Below are 26,440 nucleotides of genomic sequence, written 5' to 3' on the forward strand. Positions count from 1 at the left end.
CGGGAATTCAGATAATAAGTGCGACACTCATGGATGAATGGCGAGAGGTGGCCAACTGCTGATTGGTGGTACCCTTCTGCTCGCCAAAGTAAAAGCAGTATCACCATGAGCTATCAGCAGTTGACCGAGGGGCAACGATACCAGTTATCGGTGCTTCGCGCACAGGGGATGTCCATCCTTGCCACCGCACGCGCCATTGGCGTTCATCGCTCCACCCTCTACCGGGAGCTGCGTCGTAACGCCGGGCCGCAGGGCTACCAGCCAGACAATGCGCATCAGCACGCCACCCACCGACGGGCCAGTGCGGCCAAATCTCGGCTATCTGCCGATGTCATCCAGTTTGTCGAGCTGACACTCGCCTGGTGGTGGAGCCCGGAGCAGATAAGCGCGGTGGGCAAGCAGATAGGCCTCATGGTGAGTCACGAGTGGATATACCGCCATGTGGCCGCCGACAAAGCCCGGGGTGGCCAGTTGTACCGCCATCTGCGCCAGGGCCACAAGCGCTACCGCAAGGGGGCGAGCAGCCTGCGTTCTCCCATCAAGGAAGCCCGCTCTATTGATGAACGGCCGGCTATCGTCGATAGCCGGGAGCGGCTCGGTGATTGGGAGGCGGACACGGTGCTGGGCAAGCAAGGCACAGGTGCACTGGTCACCCTGGTGGAGCGCAAGAGCCGGCTCTATCTGGTCAAGCGGGTCGCGAGCAAACAGGCTGGGGTGGTGCGGGATGCGATAATCGAGATGTTAACTCCCTACATCGAGCAGGTGCATACCATCACCTTTGACAACGGCGGCGAGTTTGCCGAACACAAGGCGATAGAGGAAGCGCTGGGTGCCGAGACTTACTTTGCGCACCCTTACTCTTCGTGGGAGCGCGGTCTGAACGAGAACAGCAATGGGCTGTTGAGGCAGTTTATCCCAAAGGGAACAGACCTGAGAGAGGTCACGGACGAGGATGTCAGGAGAGCGGAGCAGTGGCTCAACCTACGACCTCGGAAATGTCTCGGATTCAGGCAGCCTGTCAAGGTATTCGAAGAGTACCGTCAGGCGGCATAGGCGAGTGTCGCACTTCGAAGTTGAATTCGCGAGGAAGTAAACTAAATATCGTTAAGATGCCTGACCCATATTACTTACTGTATGGAGATGGTATTCACCTGACAGTTGCCTACAAAAGTGAGTGGCCAGTATAGTCCAGCAACATAACGAGAAATATTGAAGAATGGTTACACTAAATCACTATTGGACCTCCTACCATAAACGGATAAAGGTTAGACATGCCGAGAGTACATGTGCATGATTATATGTTCATCTCACTCTTTATTTCATTTATAAAATCATCAAACAAGTGACTTTGAGATAAAAGAGACTTTAAGTCTAACAATATATCAAGAATTGTTTTAAGTTCATCGTCAGCTCCTGTTTCTCTAAAATCATTCACCAGAATGCTAAGATAAGAGCCAAAACTACACATGTATGAATCATAATTCAATATGTGGCCCATCAATTTAAAGTAGAAAACCCCCAATGCTTTTAAACATTCTGAGCCATACAGACTCACAGCTCTTGTTATTTCATACTCATATTCTTTATTAAAAACATCTCTATCCCCCTCAATAAAATAATCATTAATGAGCTCACCAAGATAGTTATAAACACTAAACGACGAGTAATTTCCACAATAAAATCCTTCAGGATGCTCCTTGAAGTCGTACATACTAGAAAAATCAAGTGAATCAGTGCAATAACCTAGTATATATTGAGTTTTAACATAACTTACTCGAATGTCATCTTGCCTAGTGCAAACTTCACCTATATAAGTCAGAACTGATTCTGCTTTTTCTGCTTGCATTTCACCATTATTAATACCATTCACCACTAAATCAAGTAACATATTTATGATATGGGAATTTGCTAGCTCACAGCTGTCTATATAAGAAATAAATGCATCAATCATTCTAATTTGAACAGTCAAATCCATGTGAAATATATGTGAGGCAGGAATATTATAAAAACACAAATACTTAAACAAACACGTATCCCCGATATCTTTATTTGGATACTCTGATATAACTTTAATCACACTATCTGCATCATAATTATGGTGACAATCTTGAATCAACAAAATATCTCTGTACGTTTCATCATAAAATTCGACAAACCCATCTATTACCTCTAAAACCCCATGAACTTTGAACGCATCTGGTAGAGCAGAAAATTCTCTCCCTGTTAATGCCTTACTAAAAAAAGATGCTTTTACTCTTGATGTACTACTTGCCATGTTCTTGGCCAAAAATAACAATGCATCTTTGCAGTCGCACTCTTCTATCTCTGAGATTATTCTACATTTATCCTCAAGGATTACTTCTAATACTTTGTATTCACTATCCAACTCATCAACTGAGTAACCAACACTAATCAAATGATAGAACTTACCTATGGCATTAATTGAGCTAAGTCTTTGCCTTGGGTTTAACCTTATCTTATAAGCCGCTTGATAATGAGCTATGACTTCACTGTATTTTTTATCATCAAGCATAGGTATTTTTAGCTCTGAGAAACTCAAATCTTCTCTATTTAAATTAAACAAATTGACATGATTGTTATTGCAGTCTGTTTTTATAGTCCTAACAAATGAATCCGTACAACTTAATACAAAACATACTTTTTGACGAATAATTCTCTCAATCTCAGATATAATATCATCCCTTTCAAGTCTTTTAACTTCATTCAAACCATCTATAAATATTACAATGTTTTTTCCGGCAAGAATTTTACACGTTACATCATCTACGGTACTAGCATCAGATGCTATATTTAAATAGCTTACAAGGCTATGTTTCAAATGTTGAACAATTCCATTTCTTACAGTTGATGCACGCATAAAAAGAGCATTGCGTCCTTTCAACATAAGTTCATTGAATACATGACAGAGAAAATTTGTTTTACCTGATTGAGGAGGTCCTGAAACTAGTAAAACGTCGTAACATCCATCGTATTCAACACCTAAAGAAACATATAACTCATTACAGTGTTTTTTAGCAGAACTAATATCCCCACTTAAACGTTCAATTTCAGTCCTGGATAACTCCATACATATATAATTAATAAACAGACTATCTTTTGCTAGAATTGATATAGCCTCCGACTTAATCATCTCATATTCATTGCCTGCATAATGAAAACCACCAGACATTATATTTGATATGTCAATAAAACCAATATTCTCTTTGGTTAATGAGTTATAAACCTCACATTCAGTTCCGTTAGTTACAACGACAATAGGAGCCATATTCCCCTTAAGAATCCGAGCGTAGCTCACAGCCTGATCAATGGCATCATGTGTGATTTTTATTCCTGGAGCTTTCACTTCAAAGAGAATTAGGTTTTTTCCAGCTTTAGACTGAACTAAAAGATCATACCTACCAAATCGCTTACTATCAGATTGGCCATGACCGACTTGGAAGACAACTTTTCTTTCTATTTGAATTTGTCTTTCCTGAATGCCACGACATCGCAACCACTCATAAACAACTTTTGTTCTTACTTCCTCTTCAGTTATATTGCCTTCCATAATATTTAAAACTCTCTATTTATTAAAATGCGAGAAACTCAATAATATAAGCTAGAACAAGGCTTACTATATTGATATACACCCTATGCTTAGATAGAGAACTAGTTCTGTATAGTCTATCCTAAACACCTCAGCATCTATCAAAACCAAAAGTACTATTATGCATCACTATCAAAATGGCTCAATCCTATAGCTACTTTCGTGCGTCATGTTCTGATACAGACGTGATCGCCCCCTCACTTCTTCTCAGGCAGCCCGCCAAACGTCAAATGCAATCTTAGGGCTTGTTTTTGCCTAAGAGTAAAAAGGATGAGTTTGAGAGCGAATTCGCAGACTCACTCAGCTGATATTTTAACCATTTCTGTATCAGTACAGCGACTACCGCCACTAAACTCAAACTTACGTCACGATAAGTTCAGATGAAGAATGTATTACGGTTTCAAGTAGATCGGTAATAAGATCAGGGGACGCTATTGCGCTCCCAGTCCTTTCAGAACCAACTGCCTCCCCTCTGGTGTGAGCGATCCCATCAAGCTCAGCACCAGCTGGTTCGTGGTCTTGGCCGAGGGGCTTAGGGTGTGGGCGAACGACAGGGTGGCCACCCAGCTGTGGCCACACTCGGCATCGGTGCACTGGCAGTAGAGATCCGAGACATCATCGCTCAGTCGGTTGGTCTTGGTAATGCGGCCCCGCTGGCCACACACTTTGCAATAAACCCGCATTACGCCCTCCCTTTTCTATCCAAATCAACAGCCTATCTTGCCACAGCAAGCACTGTTTGTTTATACAGTTGAACCGATATTCTCCCGAAAATCGGCCCGCAGGGAGACGGGAGTCCCGCGCTGTTGATGGCATCCTGGATAAGCTCGCACAGCGGCAGCACCTCGTTGCGGGCATAAGTGGCATCGTACTTCTCGGGATCCCCAAGCCCACCTCCGCCATTGGTCGGAATGATGCCGGCCAGCGCGGCCGGAAAGCGGTGGCTGGTCAATACGTCCTGAGCGGTGATCCCCTTGATGGCTGCGAACTCGTCCTTGGTGGCGATATCCCCCACTGGAATAAGCTTGATGCCATCGGGCTTGCCGTCCGGGATGTTCACGAACATAGAACGGAAGTTCCCCACCCCCTTGCTGCTCGCAATCATCTCCTTCATCTCCTCCTCAGTGTCGTCGTCCATATTCGGGTCGGTGGCGTAGAAGATGAAGCCCATGTGGGCGCCATTGAGGAAGTATTTGCGCCGAAACTGGGTGGCATCTTGGTTGAGCAGGGCCGACTGCAGGCAGCCCAAGTAGCCGGGCATGCCGTAGATCGCTCGTGCAGCTCGCAGTCAGAGCGGATTGCGGCGCGGCCCGAAGGGCAGCCGCCAGCGAAACAGGCTGTTAAGGGTGGCTCGCCACTGATTGGGTCGCCCCAGGATCTGCTTTTGCAACCGAGTCTCTTCCTTCAGCATCGCCTCATCGCTGCGGGCCCAGGCCTGGCTGTAGAGCTGCTTGATCCCCGCCAGGGCATCGGGCGACTTGGTGATGAGGGTGCGGGCAAACTCCCGCGCCTCAACCAGCGGATCGGCGCAGACCCGGCTCACCATCCCGAGGGATTTGGCCTCGATGGCATCGAGCTCGCGCCCGCTCATGGCCAACTCCATGGCGGTATCCAGTCCCATCAGGTTGCGCATGGTGACGCTGCCACTCATGTCGGGAATGATGCCCCACTTGATCTCCATCACCGAGAAGCGGCAATCAGGGGTGCTGAAGCGAAAATCGGCCCCGAGCGCAATCTGCAGACCACCGCCAAAACAGACCCCCTGGGTGACTGCAATCACCGGCACCGGCAGTTGGTGCCAACCATAGGCAACCCGCTGGGCCAGATTGGTCGCTTCGTCCGCCTCGCGCTTGAGAATATCGAGCGCCGCCACTGGCTGCCTCAGCATGGACTTCACATCCAGTCCGGCGCAGAAGGCCCGCCCCTCGCCATGCAGGATCACCGCCCGCAGCCCCTTGTGCCGGGTGAGCTGCGTCAATGTCTCATCGATGGCACTGAACATGGCGCGGTCCAGCGCATTGAGTTTATCCCCCCGCGTCAGCATCACTTCGGCAATCCCGTCGTGGATCTCGCATTTGATCCTTGGTTTTTCCATCTCCCTTATCCTCTCCTTGATCCCTGAAACTGACTCACTGGTCATACCACCACGTTATCAGAGTGTGAACAGGCGGTACAGCTGAGACTAAAGTCGGCTGGTCGCCTCCCCCTCCCTTTGTCACACTGGGAGCAGCATGAGTGCCGCAAGCCAGCAGAGGACGCTGTCATGTCAACCCTGTTCAATTTTGCCAGACCACCGTTCGACCGACTGGACGAGGAGGCGCGCGAGCGGCTCTCCCGTCACCTCTCGCTCTGCTATTTTCGGGCCGGGGATCTGCTGCTCAAGGAGGGGGGCGAGCCTCCCGGCCTCTATCTCATCATCAAGGGGGCGGTGGAAGAGTCAGCCCCTCACCACCAGTTTGGTGATTACGGGGTTGATGACCTGTTCGATGTGCGCGCCCAGTTTGATGGTCGCTGCCGCCACCGCTTCACCGCGCTGGAAGATAGCCTCTGTCAGCTCATCCCTCGCCACACCTTTCTGGCGCTCTGTGAGCAGGATCCGCAGTTTGCCAGCTACTTCACCGCCAATCTGGCCGAGCGCCAGCGCCAGCAGGAGCAACGCGAACAACTGGGTCAGAAGAATCTGGCGGAGTTTATCCTGACCCGCATCGAACCCGGCCACCTGCAAGCACCGCTTATCGTCGACAGCAAGCTGTCACTGCTGGCGGCGACCGAAGCCATGGTGAGCAAGGGGACCGATTGCCTGCTCTACCCCGCCCACGATGGCTCCCTCACGCTGGCAACCCGCAAGACCTTGCTCCACGCCCTGACCCTCAAGGGATTGCCGCTGACGGCCCCCCTCTCGGTGCTGACCCCTACCCCGCTGATTGGTCTATCGCTGGAGAGCTATCTGTTTGATGCCCTGCTGCTGATGACCCGCCATCGCATCAAGCGACTGGTGGTGTGGCGTGGCAACGAGGTGGCGGGCATCTTGCAACTGACTCAGGTGCTGGGGCTCTTCTCGACCCACTCCCACGTGCTGACGTTGCGTATCGCCCGTGCCGACAGCCTGCCGGCACTGGAGGCGGTGGCCCGCGAACAGCAACAACTGACCCGCTCACTGTTTGCCCAGGGGATCCACACCGCCTTTTTGATGAAGCTGATCGCCACCATCAACGAACAGCTGATCGCCAAAGCCTTTGCGCTGGTGATCCCCCCCGAGGTGCAGGATAGAGTCTGCCTGTTGATGCTGGGCTCGGAGGGGCGCGGCGAGCAGATCCTCAAAACCGATCAGGACAACGCCCTGATCCTGCCAGAGGGGCTGACATGGCCCACCCAGACAGCCGATCTGGCCGAATTCAGCGTCCTGCTGGAGCGACTCGGCTACCCGCTGTGCCCCGGGCAGGTGATGGTGAACAATCCGGCCTGGGTGAAAACAGGCAGCGAGTGGCAAAGCGCCATTGCCTGCGCCTGCACCACGGCAAAAGAGGATGAGCTGCTCTGGCTCGCCACCCTTGCTGACGCCCACCCCATCGCGGGGGATCGACAGCTCCATCTGCCGGTTGCCAGAGCGCTGCGCGAGCAGTTGGCGGACAGACGGGATCTGCTGGCGGAGATGGTGCGACCGGCGGTGGCCTTCCATGCCCCGCTAACCCTCTTTGGCCGGCTGGAGCAGCCACCGGAAGGGCTGGATCTGAAGCGAGGCGGCCTGTTCCCGCTGGTGCACGGTATCCGCATGTTGGCCCTTGAGGCAGGCATTCTGGAGACCTCAACCCTGGGGCGTATCGATGCGCTGGTGGCCGCCGATCGGCTCAGTGCCGACTATGGCAGCAATCTGGCGGAGGCGTTCCGGCTCTTTATCCGGCTGAGGCTGCGCAGCCAGCTCAAGGGGGGCAATAGTCGGGTGCAGACAAGCGAGCTCAGCCACAGCGAACGTGATCTGCTGCGCCAGGCGCTGCATCAGGTGAAGAAGTTCCAGCAGTGGCTCACCTTGCACTTTCGTCTGAGACAATAGCCATGTTGAGCCGCGTTCGACGCTACTGGTATGGCCGTGCGTTCCGAACGGGCGAGTTCGCGCCGCTCTTTGCCACCCCACCGAAAGATGAACGGATCGCCCTCGATTTCGAGACCACCAGTCTCGATCCCGAGCAGGCCGAGATCGTCTCCATCGGGGCGGTGCGCATTCAGGGCAACCGGCTGCTGACCGGCGAGGCCCTCGCCATCAAGGTACAGCCACCGGCCAGCCTGACCAGCCAATCTGTGGTGATCCACGGTCTGCGCCATCAGGATCTGCAACAGGGAATGGGGCTGGAAGCCGCGCTGCGCCTGCTGCTCGACTTTATCGGCCCCCGTGAACTGGTGGGCTATCACATCGCCTACGATCTGCGTATTCTCAATCTCGCCTGCCAGAAATTGTGGGGATTGACCCTGCCCCAGCGAGGGATCGAGGTAAGCCAGCTTTATCACGACCACCTCTATCGCCGCTACCCCGATGCGGCTATTGACCTCCATTTGAGTGCCATCTGCAGCCACCTTGAACTCCCATCCCTGCCCGCCCACGATGCCCTTGCCGATGCCACCACGGCCGCGCTCATCTACCTGCGCCTGACCTGTGGCTCGCCGCTCACTTATCCCAAAGTCTAATTGTCGAGAAATAACATTTAATTCACATTTTGCTTACATGAGCAGATTGCCTGCTCGTCGGGGCTACCCCATCCACCGCTGACACTCATGTCATGGAGAACTGCAATGGAACAGCAAAGCTATCTGAGGATCCAGCAAGATCCCAACTTCCAGGAGCTGGTCGCCAAGCGCCAGCGTTTTGCCTGGGCCCTCTCGGCTCTGATGCTGGGACTCTACCTGGCGTTTATTCTGCTCATCGCCTTTGCCCCCGGTTGGCTCGGCACCCCGCTCAGCGACAGCACCACCGTCACCCGTGGCATTCCGGTCGGGGTGGGACTGATCCTCTCCTCCTTCGTATTGACCGGCATCTATGTGTTTCGGGCCAACGGCGAGTTTGACGAGCTGAATCAGAAAATCCTCAAGGGAGTGCAGTCATGAGAGCAAAAAGCATGAAAGGCAAGTGGCTGCTGTTGGCCTCACTGGCCTCCTCCCCCCTGCTGGCAGCGGATGCGCTGACCGGCGAGGTACAACGCCAACCCCTCAATGTGTCGGCCATCGTGATGTTCGTGGTCTTTGTAGCCGCCACCCTGTTCATCACCTACTGGGCCTCCAAGCGCAACCGCTCGGCTTCTGACTACTATGCCGCCGGTGGCCGTATCACCGGCTTCCAGAACGGTCTGGCCATCGCCGGTGACTATATGTCAGCCGCCTCTTTCCTCGGGATCTCCGCGCTGGTCTACACCTCCGGCTACGATGGTCTGATTTACTCCATCGGCTTTCTGGTGGGCTGGCCCATCATCCTGTTCCTGATCGCCGAACGGCTGCGCAACCTCGGCAAATACACCTTCGCCGATGTCGCCTCCTATCGTCTGAAGCAGACTGAAGTGCGTACCCTCTCCGCCTGCGGTTCGCTGGTGGTGGTCGCCCTCTACCTGATCGCCCAGATGGTCGGTGCCGGCAAACTGATCGAGCTGCTGTTTGGCCTGCAATACCATGTGGCCGTGGTGCTGGTCGGCATCCTGATGGTGCTCTACGTGCTGTTTGGCGGCATGCTGGCCACCACCTGGGTGCAGATCATCAAGGCAGTGATGCTGCTCTCCGGTGCCAGCTTCATGGCCATCATGGTCATGAAATCGGTCAACTTCGATATCGGCGCCCTGTTTAGCGAAGCGGTCAAGGTGCACGAGAAAGGGATCGCCATCATGAGCCCAGGTGGCCTGGTTGCTGACCCCATCTCCGCCATCTCGCTCGGCCTGGCATTGATGTTCGGTACCGCTGGCCTGCCCCATATCCTGATGCGTTTCTTCACCGTGAGCGATGCCAAAGAGGCGCGTAAATCGGTGTTCTACGCCACCGGCTTTATCGGCTACTTCTACATTCTCACCTTCATCATCGGCTTTGGCGCCATCTTGCTGGTGAGCACCAACCCGGCCTTCAAGGACGCCACCGGCGCCCTGCTGGGCGGCACCAACATGGCGGCAGTCCATCTAGCCAATGCGGTCGGTGGCAGCCTGTTCCTCGGCTTCATCTCCGCCGTGGCATTTGCCACCATTCTGGCGGTAGTTGCCGGATTGACCCTGGCCGGTGCCTCTGCGGTCTCCCATGACCTCTATGCCAGTGTGCTGAAGAAGGGCAAGGCCAACGAGACCGATGAACTGCGTGTCTCCAAAATGACGACTCTGGTGCTGGGTGTGGTTGCCATTGGTCTGGGGATCCTGTTCGAGAAGCAGAACATCGCTTTCATGGTGGGTTTGGCCTTCTCCATCGCCGCCAGCTGCAACTTCCCGGTACTGTTCCTCTCCATGTTCTGGTCACGCCTAACAACCCGTGGCGCCGTCTACGGTGGCTGGCTGGGACTGGTGAGCGCAGTGACCCTGATGATCTTGGGTCCGACCGTGTGGGTGAAAGTGTTGGGCCATGCCCAGGCCATCTTCCCTTACGAATACCCTGCCCTCTTCTCCATGGGGTTGGCCTTCGTCGGGATCTGGTTCTTCTCCATCACCGACAGCTCCCAGAACGCCGCCGACGAGCATGCCAAGTTCCTGCCGCAGTTCGTTCGCTCCCAGACCGGGCTGGGTGCCTCTGGCGCCACCTCCCACTAACAGTTCAAGTTCATCCTTCCAAGCCGGCTTCGCGCCGGCTTTTTTTATTGCCCATCAATCGGCTGCACGCCCCGCTTGCCCCGATCAAGATCACACTTCTCGCTAAAACTTTCGGGGGATCTGTGCCATAATGCGCGCCATTTGACAGACCAATCGGGACACATACCTTGTTAAGTAGCAACAACATCACCATGCAGTTCGGCGCCAAGCCGCTGTTTGAGAACATCAACGTCAAGTTTGGCGGCGGCAACCGCTATGGCCTTATCGGCGCCAACGGCTGTGGCAAGTCCACCTTTATGAAGATCCTCGGTGGTGATCTGGAGCCCACTGGCGGTAATGTGAGCCTGGACGTCAACGAGCGCATCGGTAAGCTGCGTCAGGATCAGTTCGCCTACGAAGATATGCGCGTACTGGACGTGGTCATGATGGGTCACACCGAGCTGTGGGCGGCTATCGCCGAGCGCGATGCCATCTACGCCAACCTCGAAGCCACCGACGAAGACTATATGAAGGCCGCCGAGCTGGAAGGTCTGGTCGCCGAATATGACGGCTACACCGCTGAAGCGCGTGCAGGCGAGCTGCTGCTGGGTGTCGGCATTCCCCTTGAGCAGCACAACGGCCCGATGAGCGAAGTGGCACCAGGCTGGAAACTGCGGGTGCTGCTGGCACAGGCGCTGTTCTCCAACCCTGACATCCTGCTGCTGGACGAACCGACCAACAACCTGGATATCAACACCATTCGCTGGCTGGAGCAGGTGCTCAACGAACGTGAAAGCACCATGATCATCATCTCTCACGACCGTCACTTCCTGAACTCTGTCTGTACCCACATGGCGGATCTGGACTACGGCGAGCTGCGCGTCTACCCGGGCAACTACGATGACTACATGCTGGCCGCCACTCAGGCGCGCGAGCGTTTGCTGGCCGACAACGCCAAGAAGAAGGCCCAGATCGCCGATCTGCAATCCTTCGTCTCCCGTTTCAGCGCCAACGCCTCCAAGTCCCGTCAGGCGACCTCCCGTCTCAAGCAGATCGACAAGATCAAGATTGAGGACGTCAAGGTCTCCAGCCGCCAGAACCCCTTCATCCGCTTCGAGCAGGACAAAAAGCTCTATCGCAACATCCTGGAAGTGGAAGGTGTATCCAAGGGGTATGGCGACGGTCCCCTGTTCAAGGGCCTCAACATGATGATGGAAGTGGGCGAAAAGGTCGCCATTCTGGGTACCAACGGTATCGGTAAGTCTACCCTGATCAAGACCCTGGTCGGTGCACTGGCTCCGGATACCGGCACCATCAAGTGGTCCGAGAACGCCCAGATCGGTTACTACGCTCAGGATCACGCCGAAGATTTCGATACTGATCTCAACGTGTTCGACTGGATGGCCCAGTGGAAACAGGAGAACGAAGACGAGCAGGCTGTACGCTCCATACTGGGCCGTCTGCTTTTCTCTCAGGACGACATCAAGAAGCCGGTCAAGGTGCTTTCCGGTGGTGAACAGGGTCGCATGCTGTTCGGCAAGCTGATGATGCAGCGCCCCAATATCCTGATCATGGATGAGCCGACCAACCACCTGGACATGGAATCCATCGAATCCTTGAACATGGCACTGGAGCTCTACCAAGGGACCCTGATCTTCGTCTCTCACGACCGCGAATTCGTCTCCTCTCTGGCGACCCGCATCCTGGAGCTGACCGAAGATGGCATCCGCGACTTCGGCGGCACCTACGAGGATTACCTGCGCACTCAGGGCGTGGTGTAACCCCCGCCTTGCAAGCTCGCAATGAAAAACCGGCACTCAGGTGCCGGTTTTTTATATCCCGTTTTTAGACGACTGAGATGGCGTATAACCGCGGTGTGACTACACGCCACAGAACAGAGCACAGAGCACAGAGCACAGAGCACAGAGCACAGAGCACAGAGCACAGAGCACAGAGCACAGAGCACAGAGCTTGAGTATCCTCCTCTTGCCCACAGATAAAAAAACGGCTCCATCAAGGAGCCGTTTTCAATGGGTTGCGTAGTGCCGATTACTCGACGGTCGCTTCCACACTGGTGAAGTACTCGATCTTGGCCGCTTTGCGCAGCTCGTCGATCAGAGACTTGTAATCCACCTGGGCTTTGCCCTGACCCAGCTGAGCTTGCAGCATGGCGGCCATGCCGGATGCGGCGGCAGGGACGTTGACCTTGTCCAGCGCAACCACAACGCGGTCACCATTGGTCTCGGCAACCAGAGCCACGCTCGGCTTGCCGTCGATCGGATGGGGCAGCGTGAACGCCTGGGCAATCAGGTTCTGATCCAGCTCGCGATCGAAGCGGGCAACCCCTTTGTGGGTCTCCACTTTCAGACCGAGTGCAGTCAGATCGGCTGTGATGCTCTCACCGACTTTCAGCTTGTCCAGCAGGCCCTGGGCCTTGCCACGGGCCACTTCGCTAGCCTTGTCATGCTTGATGGCGGCAATCACCTGCTCTTTCACCTCAGCCAGCGGCTTGACCGCTTTGGGCTTGTGACCAGTGATGTGCAGCACCAGCGCCTTGCCGTCAGCCAGCTCGATCACGTCGGAGTTGGTGTTGTCATCGCGCAGCTGTTCGGAGAACGCCACGGAGAGCACCTTGGGATCGTTCAGCGGAGCCGGAGCAGTCGCCTGGGTGAAGAAATCGGAAGATTGAACCTTCATCCCCATGGCATCAGCGGTCAGATCCAGCGAGTCCGGGTTTTCGAAGCTGTTGTCAGCCATCTTCTGCTGCTCGGCGAAGAATTTCTCCTTGGCCTTGTCAGCTTGCAGACGAGTGATGGTCTCTTCTTTCACATCGGTAAACGGCTTGGTCTGGGCTGCTTCAACCCCCAGCAGCTTGATGATGTGGAAACCGAACGGGCTCTTCACCACGCCGGAGAGATCGCCAGCCTTGTTCAGGGCGAACGCGGCTTTCTCGAAGGCCGGATCCATCACCCCTTTCTCGAACCAGTCCAGCTCGCCGCCTTTTTTGGCAGAGAAGGTATCGGAAGAGTCAGCCTTGGCCAGCGCAGCGAAATCATCACCCGCCTTGGCTTTGGCCAGCACGGCTTCGGCTTTCTGCTCGGCCGCTTTCTCGTCCTTGCCAAACGGGATCAGGATGTGAGCCACGTGGCGACGCTCGGCACGCTGGAACAGATCCTGGTGCTGATCGTAGTAATCCTGGGCATCCTGCTCGGTGACCTTGATATCCTTGGCGAGGTTGGCAGCGTCCAGCAGCAGATAGTCAACCTTGACCTGCTCGTCGTTCATGAAACGGGCGCCATTGGTCTTGTAGTACTGCTCCAGCTCGTTGTCGGAGACCTGAACGTCAGCCATGTAGTTGGCAGCAGCCAGACGCACCAGACGCAGATCGCGAGTCTGGTTGTAGAGCTTGTCGAGCTGCTCCGCTTCACCCTTGAGGGAGAATTCGGTGCCCAGCAGGGCGCTCATCAACTGTTGACGCACCATGTCCTGACGCAGGGAGTCACGGAACATTTCGGGAGTCATGCCGGCACGACGGATCAGCTGCAGATAGCGGTCATTGTTGAACTTGCCGTTCTCGGCAAATTCCGGCATGGCCACGATGGCTTGCTTGATCTGTTCGTCGCTGATACGCAGACCCAGTTCACGGGCCTTGCTGTCCAGCAGCGCCTGATCGATCAGGCGATCCAGCACACCGCGACGGAACTGTTTCATGTAATCGGGGTTCGCGGCCAGCTGGCTGAATGCCTCTCCCATCTGGGATTCCATGCGGGCGCGCTCGTTACGGTAGGCATTTTCCAGTGCCGCAGCACTGATCTCGGTGCCATTGACGGTGGCGGGGGCGGTACGGGCCGGGCCGTTCAGGTAACTACCTACACCAGCCAAGGCAAAGGAGAGGATGATCAGGCCCAAGATAACCTTGGCTACCTTGCCCTGCGCCCCTTCGCGTAGTTTATCCAACATCATGTTTGTACTTATGCTCCCGAACTCGATGGGCGTAAACAATAAAAAGGCGCACCGATTGCGATGCGCCTTGGTCAATCAGTATGAGAGAATACTCTCTAACTTGTCTGGTCTGCGACCAAGGACGGTAGCCGACGGATATCAGCGACCGACTTAGTTAACAGCGTCTTTCAGGGCCTTACCGGCTTTGAAGGCAGGAACTTTACCAGCAGCGATTTCGATGGTCGCGCCAGTCTGCGGGTTACGGCCTGAACGGGCAGCACGCTCGCGTACAGCGAAAGTACCGAAACCAACCAGAGCAACCTGGTCACCCTCTTTCAGCGCTTCACCAACAGCATCAATGAAGGCATCCAACGCACGGCCAGCGGCAGCTTTGGAGATATCGGCACCGTCTGCAATCTTGTCAATCAGTTGAGATTTATTCACTCTTATATTCCCCTTTTATCAAACACCGCTGCGGCGCTGATTTCCCTGGCCACAACAAGTGGAGGTTTTATAGCAAGCCTCCTGATCAGTTGCAAGTGACAATCTGGCGCAAACCCGCGCCACACAACGCATTGCGACTCATCACGAGTACCCGATCGGTGGTCAAGGCTACTTCCGTTATCGGGCGCATGCAAGCCTTAACCACCCGCCGAATGCGCCAAATTTGCGGCGCATCAACATTTACACGACAGAAACGCGCTCAAACCCCTGTGGATTGTCCTGCAACGCCAATTCCAGCACCTCGTCAATCCAGCGAACCGGATAAATTTCAAGGTCTTGTTTGACGTTTGCCGGGATCTCCTCAAGGTCACGCTCGTTCTCTTTCGGAATAAGCACTCGCTTGATGCCGCCACGATGGGCTGCCAGCAACTTCTCCTTGAGACCACCGATGGGCAGCACTTCGCCGCGCAAGGTGATCTCCCCTGTCATCGCCACATCAGCACGAACCGGATTACCGGTCAAGCTGGAGACCAGGGCGGTGCACATGGCGATACCGGCGCTCGGACCATCTTTCGGGGTTGCCCCTTCCGGTACGTGCACGTGGATATCGCGCTTCTCGTAGAAGTCGGCGTTGATGCGCAGCTTCTCGGCACGGGCCCGTACGACTGTCATGGCCGCCTGGATCGACTCCTGCATCACGTCACCGAGGGAACCGGTATAAGTGAGCTTGCCCTTGCCCGGCATGTTGGTGGTCTCGATGGTGAGCAGATCGCCCCCCACTTCGGTCCACGCCAAACCACACACCTGACCCACTTGATTCTGGTCGGTGGCCTTGCCGTAATCGAAACGCTGCACCCCGAGGAACTCCTTGAGGTTCTCCTGATTGACCTGAACATGCTTGATGCTCTTGTCCAGCAGAATGCGCTTGACCGCCTTGCGACAAATCTTGGAGATCTCGCGCTCCAGACTCCGCACACCCGCCTCGCGGGTGTAGTAGCGGATCACTCCGACCAGGGCAGAATCTTCGATGGTGATCTCGGACTCTTTCAGGCCGTTGCGCTGGATCTGCTTGGCAACCAGATGCTGCTTGGCAATGTTGAGCTTCTCATCTTCGGTGTAACCGGAGAGGCGGATCACTTCCATCCGGTCCAGCAAGGGACCCGGGATGTTCATGGAGTTGGAGGTAGCCACGAACATGACGTCCGACAGGTCATAATCCACTTCCAGATAGTGATCGTTGAAGCTGTTGTTCTGTTCCGGATCAAGCACTTCCAGCAAGGCGGATGCGGGATCGCCACGCATGTCCGAGCTCATCTTGTCGATTTCGTCGAGCAGGAACAGCGGGTTCTTCACGCCAACTTTCGCCATCTTCTGGATGAGCTTGCCTGGCATGGAACCGATATAGGTACGGCGGTGACCGCGGATCTCCGCTTCATCACGCACCCCACCGAGGGCCATCCGCACATATTTGCGGCCGGTCGCCTTGGCGATGGATTGACCCAGCGAGGTCTTGCCCACACCGGGAGGGCCAACCAGACAGAGGATGGGGCCCTTGAGCTTATTGACGCGCGCCTGCACCGCCAGATATTCGAGGATGCGATCCTTGACCTTCTCAAGGCCATAGTGATCGGCATCCAGCACCTCTTGCGCCTTGCCAAGGTCTTTCTTGACCTTGGATCGCGCCTTCCACGGCACCTGTACCATCCAGTCCACATAGCTGCGAACCACGGTAGCCTCGGCGGACATGGGAGACATCATCTTCAGCTTGGCGAGCTCGGCCTGGGCCTTTTCACGGGCATCTTCCGGCATGCCAGCCTCTTCAATCTTGCGATTGAGGGCTTCAAACTCATCCGGGCTATCTTCCAGCTCACCCAGCTCTTTCTGGATGGCCTTCATCTGCTCGTTGAGGTAATACTCGCGCTGGCTCTTTTCCATCTGCTTCTTGACGCGAGTACGGATGCGCTTCTCAACCTGCAGCAGGTCAATTTCCGACTCCATCATCGCCATCAGGAATTCGATGCGCTCGGAGACAGAGACGATCTCCAGCACCTTCTGCTTGTCTTCCAGCTTGAGCGGCATGTGGGCCGCCATGGTGTCAGCCAGACGCGCTGCATCGTCGATCGCCGAGATCGAGGTCAGTACCTCGGGCGGGATCTTCTTGTTGAGCTTGATATAGCCTTCAAACTGGCCGATGGCGGAGCGAACCAGCACTTCCTGATCCTTCTCCTCAATGGCTTGGGAGGGGATGTACTGGGCCTCGCAGACAAAGAAATCCTTGTCGTCGATCATCCGCTCCAGGCGGGCACGCTGCCCCCCCTCTACCAGCACCTTGACGGTGCCGTCCGGCAGCTTGAGCATCTGCAGAATATTGGCCACTGTCCCGACGGTGAAGATCTCCTCCACAGTCGGCTCATCGGTTGACGCATCCTTCTGGGCCACCAGCAGGACTTTCTTGTCCTGCTCCATGGCCGCTTCCAGACAGCGAATGGATTTTTCCCGCCCCACAAAGAGTGGAATGACCATGTGGGGATAAACCACCACGTCACGAAGAGGCAGGACGGGAATCTCGATGCGTTCTGAACGCTCTAGGTTCATATATGTCCTCTCGGCTTGTTATACCGTTGGCAAAGCGCTTGGCTGAGTATATGGGGGCGCTGAGATGAGATTCAATCGCCGAAACCGTAAAAAGCATGAAAGGGGCAAAAAGCCCCTTCCATTTGATTAAAAATCAGACATTTACTCTGATGCAGCTGCCTGGGTCTCGGGATTTTCGTAAATCATCAAGGGCGCGGAGTCCCCTTTGATCACGGTCTCGTCGATCACCACCTTGCTGACCCCTTCCAGAGAAGGCAGGTCATACATGGTATCCAGCAACACGGCTTCCACGATGGAACGCAGACCACGAGCACCGGTTTTACGCTCCATCGCCTTGCGGGCAATGGCGTTGAGTGCGTCGTCACGGAACTCCAGCTCGACCCCTTCCAGATCGAACAACGCCGCGTACTGTTTGGTCAGCGCGTTTTTCGGCTCTTTCAGGATCTGGATAAGGGCAGACTCATCCAGCTCGGTCAGGGTCGCGACCACCGGCAGACGGCCGATGAACTCGGGGATCAGACCATATTTGATCAGATCTTCCGGCTCTACCTTGGCGAAGGTCTCGCTCAGGGTGGCCTTGGCATCCTTGGATTTCACCTCGGCGCCAAAACCGATACCGGTTCCCTTCACGGAACGCTGCTCGATCACCTTGTCCAGACCGGCAAAGGCACCGCCACAGATGAAGAGGATCTTGGAGGTATCAACCTGCAAGAACTCCTGCTGCGGGTGCTTGCGACCGCCTTGCGGCGGCACGGAAGCGATGGTCCCTTCGATCAGCTTGAGCAGTGCCTGCTGCACCCCTTCCCCGGAGACATCGCGGGTGATGGAGGGGTTGTCCGACTTGCGGGAGATCTTGTCGATCTCGTCGATATAGACGATGCCACGCTGGGCCTTCTCTACGTCGTAGTCGCACTTTTGCAGCAGCTTCTGGATGATGTTCTCCACGTCCTCGCCCACATAACCGGCTTCGGTCAGGGTGGTCGCATCGGCCATGGTGAACGGCACATCCAGCAGACGAGCCAGAGTCTCGGCTAGCAGGGTTTTACCGCTACCGGTCGGGCCAATCAGCAGGATGTTGGATTTGCCGAGCTCCACACCACTGTTTTCGCCGCTGTTGCGCAGACGCTTGTAGTGGTTGTAGACGGCAACGGCCAACACCTTCTTGGCGTACTCCTGCCCGATCACATAGTCATCGAGATGAGCGCGGATCTGATGAGGGGTCGGCAGCTCGTTACCATCGCGCTTGGGAGAGATCTCGCGGATCTCTTCGCGGATGATGTCGTTGCACAGCTCGACGCACTCATCACATATGTAGACGGAAGGGCCAGCGATCAGCTTGCGCACTTCATGCTGGCTTTTGCCGCAAAAAGAGCAGTAGAGCAGCTTATCACCCTCACCCTTGCGTTTCTCTGTCATTCAGCAACCTCGTTTTATCAATAGAGGATGGATCGGCCTGTTGAGTTTACAACAGACCGGGACACCCTGCTCAGCTACGCTGGCTCAGGACACCGTCTACCAGACCATAAGCAACGGCCTGCTCGGCGGACATGAAGTTGTCACGATCGGTGTCACGCTCGATAGTAGCCATGTCCTGACCGGTATGGAACGCCAGGCGCTCGTTCAGGGTATTTTTGATCTTCAGGATCTCCTGGGCGTGGATCTGGATATCAGATGCCTGACCCTGGAAGCCACCCAGCGGCTGGTGGATCATCACGCGGGCATTTGGCAGGCAGAAACGCTTGCCCTTGGCACCGCCAGCCAGCAGGAAGGCACCCATGGAGCAGGCCTGCCCCATGCAGACGGTGCTGACATCCGGCTTGATGAACTGCATGGTGTCGTAGATGGACATGCCCGCAGTCACCGAACCACCCGGCGAGTTGATGTAGATATAGATATCCTTGTCCGGATTCTCGGACTCGAGGAACAGCAACTGGGCAACCACCAGATTGGCCATGTGATCTTCAACCTGACCGGTCAGGAAGATCACCCGCTCTTTCAGCAGACGGGAGTAAATATCGTAGGAACGTTCACCCTTGGCAGTCTGTTCGACCACGATGGGGACCAGCGCATTGCTGGGAGAATCGGTCATATCGTTATAGTTCTTGTACATAAGGCATTGTCCCTAAAATAAAATGGCCCGAGTGGAGATCACACGAGCCATTATACTTAACAGTCTTGACCTTAAGTCAAATGTTCTTAGGCAGCGGCGCCAGACTTGTTGATCACTTCGTCAAAGGCAACTTCCTTTTCGGTCACTTGCGCTTTGGACAGGATCAGGTCGATAGCTTGATCTTCTACTGCCAGGTTACGAACGCCGTTCAGCATCTGTTCGTTCTTCTGGTAGTACTCGATCACTTCCTTCGGATCTTCGTAGGCAGTCGCCATGGACTCGATGATGCTGTTTACACGGGCATCGTCAGCCTTGATCTCGTTGGTGCGGATCACGTCACCCAGCAGCAGGCCTACGCGTACACGACGCTCGGCTTGAGCCTGGAACAGTTCAGCCGGCAGCTCGGGAGCGTTGCCGCCCTGGAAGCCACCGAAGCGCTGCAGAGCCTGCTGACGCAGTGCGTCGATCTCTTGAGCAACAGCTGCTTTCGGCAGGTCGATTTGGTTGGCTTCAACCAGACCGTTCAGAACCTGCTCTTTCACGCTGTTTTTCAGGGCTTGAGCCAGTTCGCGCTCCATGTTCTTGCGCACTTCGGCTTTCAGCTCTTCAACAGAACCGCTTTCGATACCGAAACGCTTCACGAACTCTTCGGTCAGCTCAGGCAGGATCTGCTCTTCAACCTTGATCAGCTTGGAAGCGAACTTGGCTTCTTTGCCTTTCAGGTTTTCAGCGTGGTAATCAGCCGGGAAGGTCACTTCGATGGTGAACTCGTCGCCCGCTTTCTTGCCCAGGATGGCGTCTTCGAAGCCCGGGATCATACGGCCAGCGCCCAGCACCAGGTTGAAGCCTTCAGCTTTGCCGCCGTCGAACTCTTCACCGTCGATGGAACCGACGAAGTCCATGGTCACACGCATGCCATTGGCAGCGGCAACATCGGCATCAGCCCAGGTAGCGTGCTGCTTGCGCAGGGTGTCGATCATGTTGGCCAGATCTTCATCCTTCACAGTCGCAACCGGCTTCTCGACCTTGATGGTCTCAAGACCTGCAACTTCGAACTCCGGATACACTTCGAAAGTGGCGGTGAATTCGAAATCCTGACCTTCTTTGATCTCTTTCGGCTCCATGGTCGGGGCACCGGCCGGGCTCAGTTTGTTTTCGATGATGGCTTTGATGAAGTTGCTCTGCATCATTTCATCAGCAACGCGGGCGTGAGCCATGGCGCCGAACATCTTCTTGATGATGGCAACCGGAGCCTTGCCAGGACGGAAACCGTCGATGCGACGAGTTTTGGCCAGGCCATTCAATTCTTTACGCACAGCGGCGTCTACGGTAGCGGCCGGTACAGTGATGGTAAGACGGCGTTCCAGACCCTGGGTTGTCTCTACAGAAACTTGCATTCTTCTACCTCGTTCAACTCAGCACTGTGTGCTGACCCTTTATTGCCCCTGGGCAAAGCCCGGAGTCTTCCTGTTTATAAAGACAACGATATGTCTTTGTGATGAGAAAATATGACGCGGCATTATAGCGGCGCACTTTGGTCGAGTCGAGCCACACATCCCCCACATTGAGCGGCGTGCAAGCACAATTCGTGCAAAACTGCCCTTTATATGGGGAGAGAGGTGCCCGACTTCAACTATCCGATGGCAATAATTTTGCGTTTGCTCACCTTTTTTCATCCGAACGCCGCTTTATTGCCCATCTTTCGCCGAAAAACAGCCCACCGTTGCGGGCGGCGACTCAATTTGACCAGCCAAATGGCGATTGGACCAATCAACCATTGCGTCCCTACCCCTCCCTCGTTATGGTGGCAACCAAATTGATGATCTGGAGTCACTCACATGGCCTTTTTCCGCTTCTTGTTCAATCTGCTCTGGTTTGTACTGGGAGGTGTCTTTATGGGCCTGGCCTGGTGGCTGGCCGGTCTTGTCTGCTTTATCTCGCTGGTCGGTATCCCCTGGGGACGAGCCTGCTTCGTGATCGGCACCTTTACCTTCTTCCCGTTTGGCAAGCAGGCGGTCAATCGCAAAACCATGACCGGCCAGAGCGATATCGGCACCGGCACGCTGGGGCTGATTGGCAACATCCTCTGGTTCGTGCTGATCGGTGTCTGGCTGGCCATCGGCCACATCGCTTCCGCGCTGGCCTGCTTCGTGACCATTATCGGTATCCCGTTCGGTATCCAGCACCTCAAGCTGGCACTCATCAGTCTGGCGCCCATCGGCCAGATGATTGTGACCAACCAGGAGGCGGAATCGGGCCGCTATATCCGCTAACTGCGGGAAATACGCGGGCAGACGCTGCCCTGCAACGAAAAAAAAGGGCAGACTAGGGTCTGCCCTTTTCTATTCTCTTTTGTTGAGGCCATCATGTTACCCAGCCACTTTTTCGCCAATCTCGCCCGCATGAAACTCATCTACCGCTGGCCCCTGATGCGCAACATCCAGCCGGAAAACATTGCCGAGCACAGCCTGCAGGTGGCCATGGTGGCCCATGCCCTCGGCATCATCAAAAACCGGCTGTTTGGCGGCAGCGTGAATGCCGACCGCGCCGCGGTGATGGCCCTCTACCACGACAGTAGCGAGGTGCTGACCGGCGATCTGCCCACCCCGGTCAAATACTTCAACCCCGAGATCGCCCGCGAGTACAAGAAGATAGAACTGGCCGCCGAGCAGCGTCTGCTTGGCATGCTGCCGCCGGAACTGGTGGAGGACTTTCGCCCCCTGCTCGATTCGGCAGCCCAGGATGACGAGCTGGCCAGGCTGGTCAAGGATGCCGACACCCTCTGCGCCTATACCAAGTGTCTGGAGGAGATCAACGCGGGCAACCGGGAGTTCGAACCGGCTCGCAAGCGCCTTGAAGCCATGCTGGCAGCCCGGATGAGCGATGAGATGCGCTATTTTATCGACACCTTCGTAGCCAGCTTCTCCCTGCCACTCGATGAGCTTAACGCTCACTAAGCCAGTCTACATGACCTGAAAACAGAAGGGCCCGCCGGTTTGCACCAGCGGGCCCTTCGTTCTTTATTGCGCATTAGATGCAACGCATCAGTGACCCAGCTCGCGAGATGGCACCAGACCGCTCGCCCGCCAGGCGGGATAGAGGGTCGCCACCAGACTCATCAGGATGGCGGCGCCCGTCACGATGAGCAGATCCTGCATATGCAACTCGGTCGGCAAAAAGTCGATAAAGTAGATATCCGGATTGAGGAAGCGGTGACCGATGAGCTTTTCGACAACGCTCAGGATCTGGGTCAGCTTGCTGGAGAGCAGCCCGCCCAGCAGGGCGCCGAGCAGGGCACCGGCCACGCCGTTGACCATCCCCTGAATGACGAAGGTGAGCCGGATCTGGCCGGGGCTCGCCCCCATGGTCTTCAGGATGGCGATCTCGCTGCGCTTCTCGTTCACCGCCATCACCAGGGTGGAGACGATGTTGAAGCAGGCGACAGCCACCACCATCAGCATCACCACATACATGACGGTACGCACCATCTGGATGTCCTGATAGAGGTAGCCCTGGCTGTTCATCCAGCTGCGGATATAGACGTGATGAGGGAACTGCTGCGCGGCGGCTACGGTGATGGATTGCGCCTTGAGCACATCGCTCACCCGCAGGCTGAAGCCCTCCACGCCGCTGCCCATGCCGGTGATCGCTTGCGCATCGGCCAGATGCATAAAGCCGAGCAGACCGTCGAGCTGACCACCGATCTCCAGCAGCCCCACCACGGTCAGGGCTTCGCGCCGAGGATTCTTGATCCCCGCCTGATCACCCCCTTGCGGCAGCAGCAGGGCGACCGAATCCCCCACCTTGACCCCCAGCTTGTCGGCGATGGTCTTGCCAAGGATCACCCCACGTTCACCCGGTTGCAGCTCACGCAGACCACGGCCCGTCATGTATTTGCCGGCATCCGACAGATTGGTTTCCAGATCGGGCAGCACGGCGCGCAGTTGCACCCCCTTGAGGGCAGAGCCATGCTCCAGCAGGCCATTGAGGCGAATGACCGGCGCTGCCGCCTCAACGCCCGGCTGGGCCAGCAGGTAGTCGCGCAGACGTGGCCAATCCGGCAGCGGCCGCTCGACGGCGTCCAGCTCACCTTGCGGCACGACCGAGAGCACCCGATCTTTAAGCTCCCGCTCGAAACCGTTCATGGCGGAGAGGCCCAGGATCAACGCCATCACCCCGAGGGCGATACCGATCAGGGAAGAGGCTGAGATAAAGGCGATAAACCCGTTGCGACGGCGGGAGCGGCTGTAACGCAGGCCCAGAAAGAGGGGCAGCGGTTTGAACATCAGGCAACCTCCGCCATCACGCCACTCACCAGGGTCACCCGGCGATGGAGCTTGGCCGCCAGGCTCAAGTCGTGAGTCACCACCACAAAGGCGGTGCCCAGTTCACGATTCAGTTCACACAGCAGTTCATACACTGCGGTGGCACTGGCGTGATCCAGGTTACCGGTCGGCTCGTCCGCCAGCACCAGACTCGGTTCGTTGACCAGCGCCCGGGCGATCGCCACCCGTTGGCGTTCGCCACCGGAGAGCTCGGACGGTCTGTGGTTGAGACGATGGGAGAGCCCTACCCTACCCAACATTTTGGTCGCCTTTTCGGTGGCAACCGCCACCGACTCACCGGCGATCAGCAGCGGCATGGCCGCATTTTCCAGCGCACTGAACTCGGAGAGCAGGTGGTGGAACTGGTAGACAAAGCCCAGCTCGCGGTTGCGAAAACGGGCCTGGGTGCGGCTATCCCAATGGTGGATATCCTCCCCCTTGAACAGCACGGCGCCACTGGAGGGGTTGTCCAGCGCCCCCATCAGATGCAGCAGAGTGGTCTTGCCGGAGCCGGAGCTCCCCACCACCGCCAGCATTTCACCGGGTGCGACGCAGAGATCGATCCCCTTGAGCACCTGAGTCTCCAGCTCCCCCTCTTTATAGACATGGTTGAGCGCCTGGCAGCGCAGCAGAGGTTCACGGGATACGGCTTCATTCATAACAGGGGCTCCACTTGCCTCGGTAACAACGCTGGCACCCGCAACAACGGGGGCACCAGTCACAACAGAAGATGCATTATTCACGGCATTACTCATAACGCAGCGCCTCGGCCGGTTTCACCCGCGCAGCGCGGGCCGCCGGGTAGAGGGTGGCACTGAAGCTCAGCAACACGGCGCCCAGCAAAATGGTGATGACCTGAGCCGGCTCGACAATCACCGGCAGGCCACTGCCGCCCGCCGCCATATAGAGGTTGAGCCCCACCGCATTGAGCAGGGGGTTGAGACCCAAGGAGAGCGCCAGGCCAGCCAGCCCGCCAAACAGAGCACCAATCACTCCGCTGGAAGCGCCAAGCACCATGAAGATTTTGACGATCCCCGATTCACTCATGCCCATGGTGCGCAGGATGGCCACTTCGCCCTCCTTGTCCGTCACCACCATCACTAGCGCAGAGAGGATGTTGAAGGTGGCGACGGCGATGATCAGCACCAGCATCAGCCCCATCATCCGTTTTTCCATGGCGACCGCCTGGAACAGCTCGCCCCGCTCGCGGCGCCAATCCTGCCACAACAGCCCATCCGGCAACGGTGTCTTGATCACCTCGTCAGCGGCAAAGGGATCATCGAGCCAGAGGCGAATGCCACCGACGGTTTCTGGCGGCATGCGCAGCAGCCGCTGGGCATCCCCCAGCGCGATCAGCGCAATCTGGTTATCCACATCGGCGCCGACCCCGAAGATGCCGGAGACGGTAAAGAGGCGCTGGGCCGGTACCCGGCCAAACGGGGTGAAGCGGGTCCCTTCGGTCAGGATCAGGCGAACCTGATCGCCGATGGAGACATTGAGGCGACGAGCCACCCCCTGCCCCAGCACGATGCGGTAGTGGCCTGCCTGCAGGGTATCGAGTCGCCCCCCCAGCATCTGGCTGTGGAGGATGTCATCCTTGGGCCACTTTGCAGGGTCGATCCCCTGCACGCTCACCCCGGTCAGCTGACCGGGGCTTTGCAGCATCCCTTCGCTGTCGAGCATGGGGGCCGAGGCAACCACATTGGGTAATTTGGCCAGATCCGGCAAGCCTTGCGGGTCTGCATCAATGCGGCCAGCCTGATTGGTCACCACCACATGGGGGATCACCCCGAGGATGCGCCCTTTGAGCTGCCCTTCGAAACCGTTCATCACCGAAATGACCACCATCAGGGCGGCAACCCCGATGGCGATGCCAAAGGTAGAGAACAGGGAGATAAATGAGACGAAGCGATTGCTGCGCTTCGAGCCTGCATAACGCAGGCCGATGGCCAGCGAAAGGGGCTGAAAAAGTCCGGTCTTCAAGGATATGTACGTTGCCAACAAAATAAGATACCGGATAATAAAGGGAAACCGTCCATGACAACAAGGGATAGCCTCCATGCAGGAACAGTTCTTCAGCGTCACTCATGCCACGCCGGTCAATGTGATCCCCATGCCGGCCGACTTCCACCTCCCCTCGCTGGAGGAGCTGGACGCTGAGCTGCCGGAGCCCTTTCGGATCTCTTCGGCCATTACCTCCATCGATCTGGTGACCACTCGACTGCTGCGCAACCAGAACGAGTCGATGCACGATCTGATCGAGATCGTCAATCAGCAGTCCCGCAAGATCGACATGATCATGGGCTATGTGCTCTCCCTGCAGGACCATCCGGAGCAGCGCTTTCACACCCTGCGCTTCGGGGCAGGTCAACTCACCTACCTGCACCCCTATCACGGTCACGGGGATGCGCCGCACCTGCACCAGATCGTGCGCCTCAAGATCTTCCTGCGGGAAGAGGCGGCCGCCATCTACTGCTATGGCCAGGTCAAACAGCTCGACGGCGGTGAACATGGCACCCATGTGCAGCTCGACTATGTGCGGATCCGCGAAGATGACCGTGAACTGCTGGTTCGTGCCAGCCTCCACGTGCAATCAAAGCAGCTCAAGCTGCGCGCCCAAGAACGTCAGCGCTAACCAGAGCGAACGTCGCGATAGATAACGTCAACGTTAAAAGAA

21 protein-coding genes and 1 pseudogene are annotated in these 26,440 nt (G+C 56.0%); 9 read left to right on the forward strand and 13 right to left on the reverse strand.

Annotated features, from left to right (window positions below; all coding sequences use genetic code 11):
* The first annotated feature begins 105 nt into the window (after window positions 1–105).
* Window positions 106–1,053: an IS30-like element ISAs2 family transposase gene (locus tag AB5Y67_RS08655; RefSeq protein ID WP_019706001.1), complete on the forward strand. Its 948-nt coding sequence runs from the start codon at window positions 106–108 to the stop codon at window positions 1,051–1,053.
* Between the two features lie 241 nt (window positions 1,054–1,294).
* On the opposite strand, the gene AB5Y67_RS08660 is transcribed toward AB5Y67_RS08655, so the two are convergent.
* The 4 genes and pseudogenes from AB5Y67_RS08660 to AB5Y67_RS08675 all read right to left on the reverse strand — a co-directional run bounded on the left by AB5Y67_RS08660 (window position 1,295) and on the right by AB5Y67_RS08675 (window position 5,702).
* Complete coding sequence (locus tag AB5Y67_RS08660) at window positions 1,295–3,568, reverse strand: type I restriction enzyme HsdR N-terminal domain-containing protein (RefSeq protein ID WP_201941643.1); 2,274 nt, start codon at window positions 3,566–3,568, stop codon at window positions 1,295–1,297.
* A 470-nt stretch (window positions 3,569–4,038) separates the two neighbouring features.
* Window positions 4,039–4,290: an ogr/Delta-like zinc finger family protein gene (locus tag AB5Y67_RS08665; protein WP_042067783.1), complete on the reverse strand. Its 252-nt coding sequence runs from the start codon at window positions 4,288–4,290 to the stop codon at window positions 4,039–4,041.
* A 60-nt stretch (window positions 4,291–4,350) separates the two neighbouring features.
* Window positions 4,351–4,877, reverse strand: a pseudogene (locus AB5Y67_RS08670) (phage portal protein); the annotation flags it as partial.
* Between the two features lie 18 nt (window positions 4,878–4,895).
* Window positions 4,896–5,702, reverse strand: a complete 807-nt coding sequence (locus AB5Y67_RS08675) for a crotonase/enoyl-CoA hydratase family protein (protein ID WP_110303848.1) — start codon at window positions 5,700–5,702, stop codon at window positions 4,896–4,898.
* A 168-nt stretch (window positions 5,703–5,870) separates the two neighbouring features.
* Here AB5Y67_RS08675 and AB5Y67_RS08680 point away from each other — a divergent pair, with 168 nt between their 5' ends.
* From AB5Y67_RS08680 to AB5Y67_RS08700, 5 genes are all read left to right on the forward strand, one after another.
* The gene (locus AB5Y67_RS08680) at window positions 5,871–7,658 is read left to right on the forward strand and encodes a putative nucleotidyltransferase substrate binding domain-containing protein (protein WP_201941647.1); all 1,788 of its coding nucleotides are present in this window, start codon (window positions 5,871–5,873) and stop codon (window positions 7,656–7,658) included.
* Window positions 7,659–7,660: 2 nt separating this feature from the next.
* Complete coding sequence (locus tag AB5Y67_RS08685) at window positions 7,661–8,287, forward strand: 3'-5' exonuclease (protein ID WP_201941648.1); 627 nt, start codon at window positions 7,661–7,663, stop codon at window positions 8,285–8,287.
* Window positions 8,288–8,392: 105 nt separating this feature from the next.
* Window positions 8,393–8,704 (forward strand): DUF485 domain-containing protein, encoded by a 312-nt coding sequence (locus AB5Y67_RS08690; protein WP_005336970.1) that lies wholly within the window; start codon window positions 8,393–8,395, stop codon window positions 8,702–8,704.
* An 11-nt stretch (window positions 8,705–8,715) separates the two neighbouring features.
* The gene (locus tag AB5Y67_RS08695) at window positions 8,716–10,368 is read left to right on the forward strand and encodes a cation acetate symporter (protein WP_026035062.1); all 1,653 of its coding nucleotides are present in this window, start codon (window positions 8,716–8,718) and stop codon (window positions 10,366–10,368) included.
* Window positions 10,369–10,535: 167 nt separating this feature from the next.
* On the forward strand, window positions 10,536–12,128 hold the full coding sequence (locus AB5Y67_RS08700; protein WP_040068106.1) for an ABC-F family ATPase: 1,593 nt from the start codon (window positions 10,536–10,538) through the stop codon (window positions 12,126–12,128).
* Window positions 12,129–12,396: 268 nt separating this feature from the next.
* Here AB5Y67_RS08700 and ppiD read toward each other — a convergent pair whose 3' ends face one another.
* The 6 genes from ppiD to tig form a co-directional block, all read right to left on the reverse strand.
* Window positions 12,397–14,310 carry a peptidylprolyl isomerase gene (gene ppiD, locus AB5Y67_RS08705; protein ID WP_005336975.1) on the reverse strand — a complete coding sequence of 638 codons (1,914 nt, stop codon included), beginning with the start codon at window positions 14,308–14,310 and terminating at the stop codon, window positions 12,397–12,399.
* Between the two features lie 150 nt (window positions 14,311–14,460).
* The gene (hupB, locus tag AB5Y67_RS08710) at window positions 14,461–14,733 is read right to left on the reverse strand and encodes a nucleoid-associated protein HU-beta (protein WP_005315375.1); all 273 of its coding nucleotides are present in this window, start codon (window positions 14,731–14,733) and stop codon (window positions 14,461–14,463) included.
* A 240-nt stretch (window positions 14,734–14,973) separates the two neighbouring features.
* Window positions 14,974–17,328 carry an endopeptidase La gene (gene lon / locus AB5Y67_RS08715; RefSeq protein WP_005336976.1) on the reverse strand — a complete coding sequence of 785 codons (2,355 nt, stop codon included), beginning with the start codon at window positions 17,326–17,328 and terminating at the stop codon, window positions 14,974–14,976.
* A 141-nt stretch (window positions 17,329–17,469) separates the two neighbouring features.
* Window positions 17,470–18,744 (reverse strand): ATP-dependent protease ATP-binding subunit ClpX, encoded by a 1,275-nt coding sequence (clpX, locus tag AB5Y67_RS08720; protein WP_005336977.1) that lies wholly within the window; start codon window positions 18,742–18,744, stop codon window positions 17,470–17,472.
* A gap of 70 nt (window positions 18,745–18,814) precedes the next feature.
* Window positions 18,815–19,438 (reverse strand): ATP-dependent Clp endopeptidase proteolytic subunit ClpP, encoded by a 624-nt coding sequence (clpP, locus tag AB5Y67_RS08725; protein WP_005336979.1) that lies wholly within the window; start codon window positions 19,436–19,438, stop codon window positions 18,815–18,817.
* Window positions 19,439–19,524: 86 nt separating this feature from the next.
* Window positions 19,525–20,835, reverse strand: a complete 1,311-nt coding sequence (gene tig, locus AB5Y67_RS08730) for a trigger factor (protein WP_201941650.1) — start codon at window positions 20,833–20,835, stop codon at window positions 19,525–19,527.
* Window positions 20,836–21,276: 441 nt separating this feature from the next.
* Between tig and AB5Y67_RS08735 the strand changes: the two genes are divergently transcribed.
* Complete coding sequence (locus AB5Y67_RS08735; RefSeq protein WP_005336982.1) at window positions 21,277–21,711, forward strand: YccF domain-containing protein; 435 nt, start codon at window positions 21,277–21,279, stop codon at window positions 21,709–21,711.
* Between the two features lie 93 nt (window positions 21,712–21,804).
* Entirely contained in the window at window positions 21,805–22,395 is a 591-nt protein-coding gene (gene yfbR, locus AB5Y67_RS08740) for a 5'-deoxynucleotidase (RefSeq protein WP_047436789.1), read from the forward strand.
* Between the two features lie 87 nt (window positions 22,396–22,482).
* Here the strand turns inward: yfbR and lolE are convergent, their stop codons facing one another.
* From lolE to AB5Y67_RS08755, 3 genes are all read right to left on the reverse strand, one after another.
* Complete coding sequence (gene lolE / locus AB5Y67_RS08745) at window positions 22,483–23,724, reverse strand: lipoprotein-releasing ABC transporter permease subunit LolE (protein WP_201941651.1); 1,242 nt, start codon at window positions 23,722–23,724, stop codon at window positions 22,483–22,485.
* Window positions 23,724–24,422 carry a lipoprotein-releasing ABC transporter ATP-binding protein LolD gene (gene lolD / locus AB5Y67_RS08750; RefSeq protein ID WP_005336988.1) on the reverse strand — a complete coding sequence of 233 codons (699 nt, stop codon included), beginning with the start codon at window positions 24,420–24,422 and terminating at the stop codon, window positions 23,724–23,726. Before lolD ends, lolE begins: the two co-directional genes overlap by 1 nt.
* An 88-nt stretch (window positions 24,423–24,510) precedes the next feature.
* A complete protein-coding gene (locus AB5Y67_RS08755) occupies window positions 24,511–25,746 on the reverse strand; it encodes a lipoprotein-releasing ABC transporter permease subunit (protein WP_325793760.1) in 1,236 nt (411 codons plus the stop codon).
* Window positions 25,747–25,822: 76 nt separating this feature from the next.
* Here AB5Y67_RS08755 and AB5Y67_RS08760 point away from each other — a divergent pair, with 76 nt between their 5' ends.
* Window positions 25,823–26,398: a hypothetical protein gene (locus AB5Y67_RS08760; RefSeq protein WP_064336238.1), complete on the forward strand. Its 576-nt coding sequence runs from the start codon at window positions 25,823–25,825 to the stop codon at window positions 26,396–26,398.
* The last annotated feature ends 42 nt before the right edge of the window (window positions 26,399–26,440 follow it).

It is taken from the genome of Aeromonas sp. s12 (assembly GCF_040907925.1).
In the GTDB taxonomy this organism is placed as follows: Bacteria; Pseudomonadota; Gammaproteobacteria; order Enterobacterales; family Aeromonadaceae; genus Aeromonas; species Aeromonas veronii.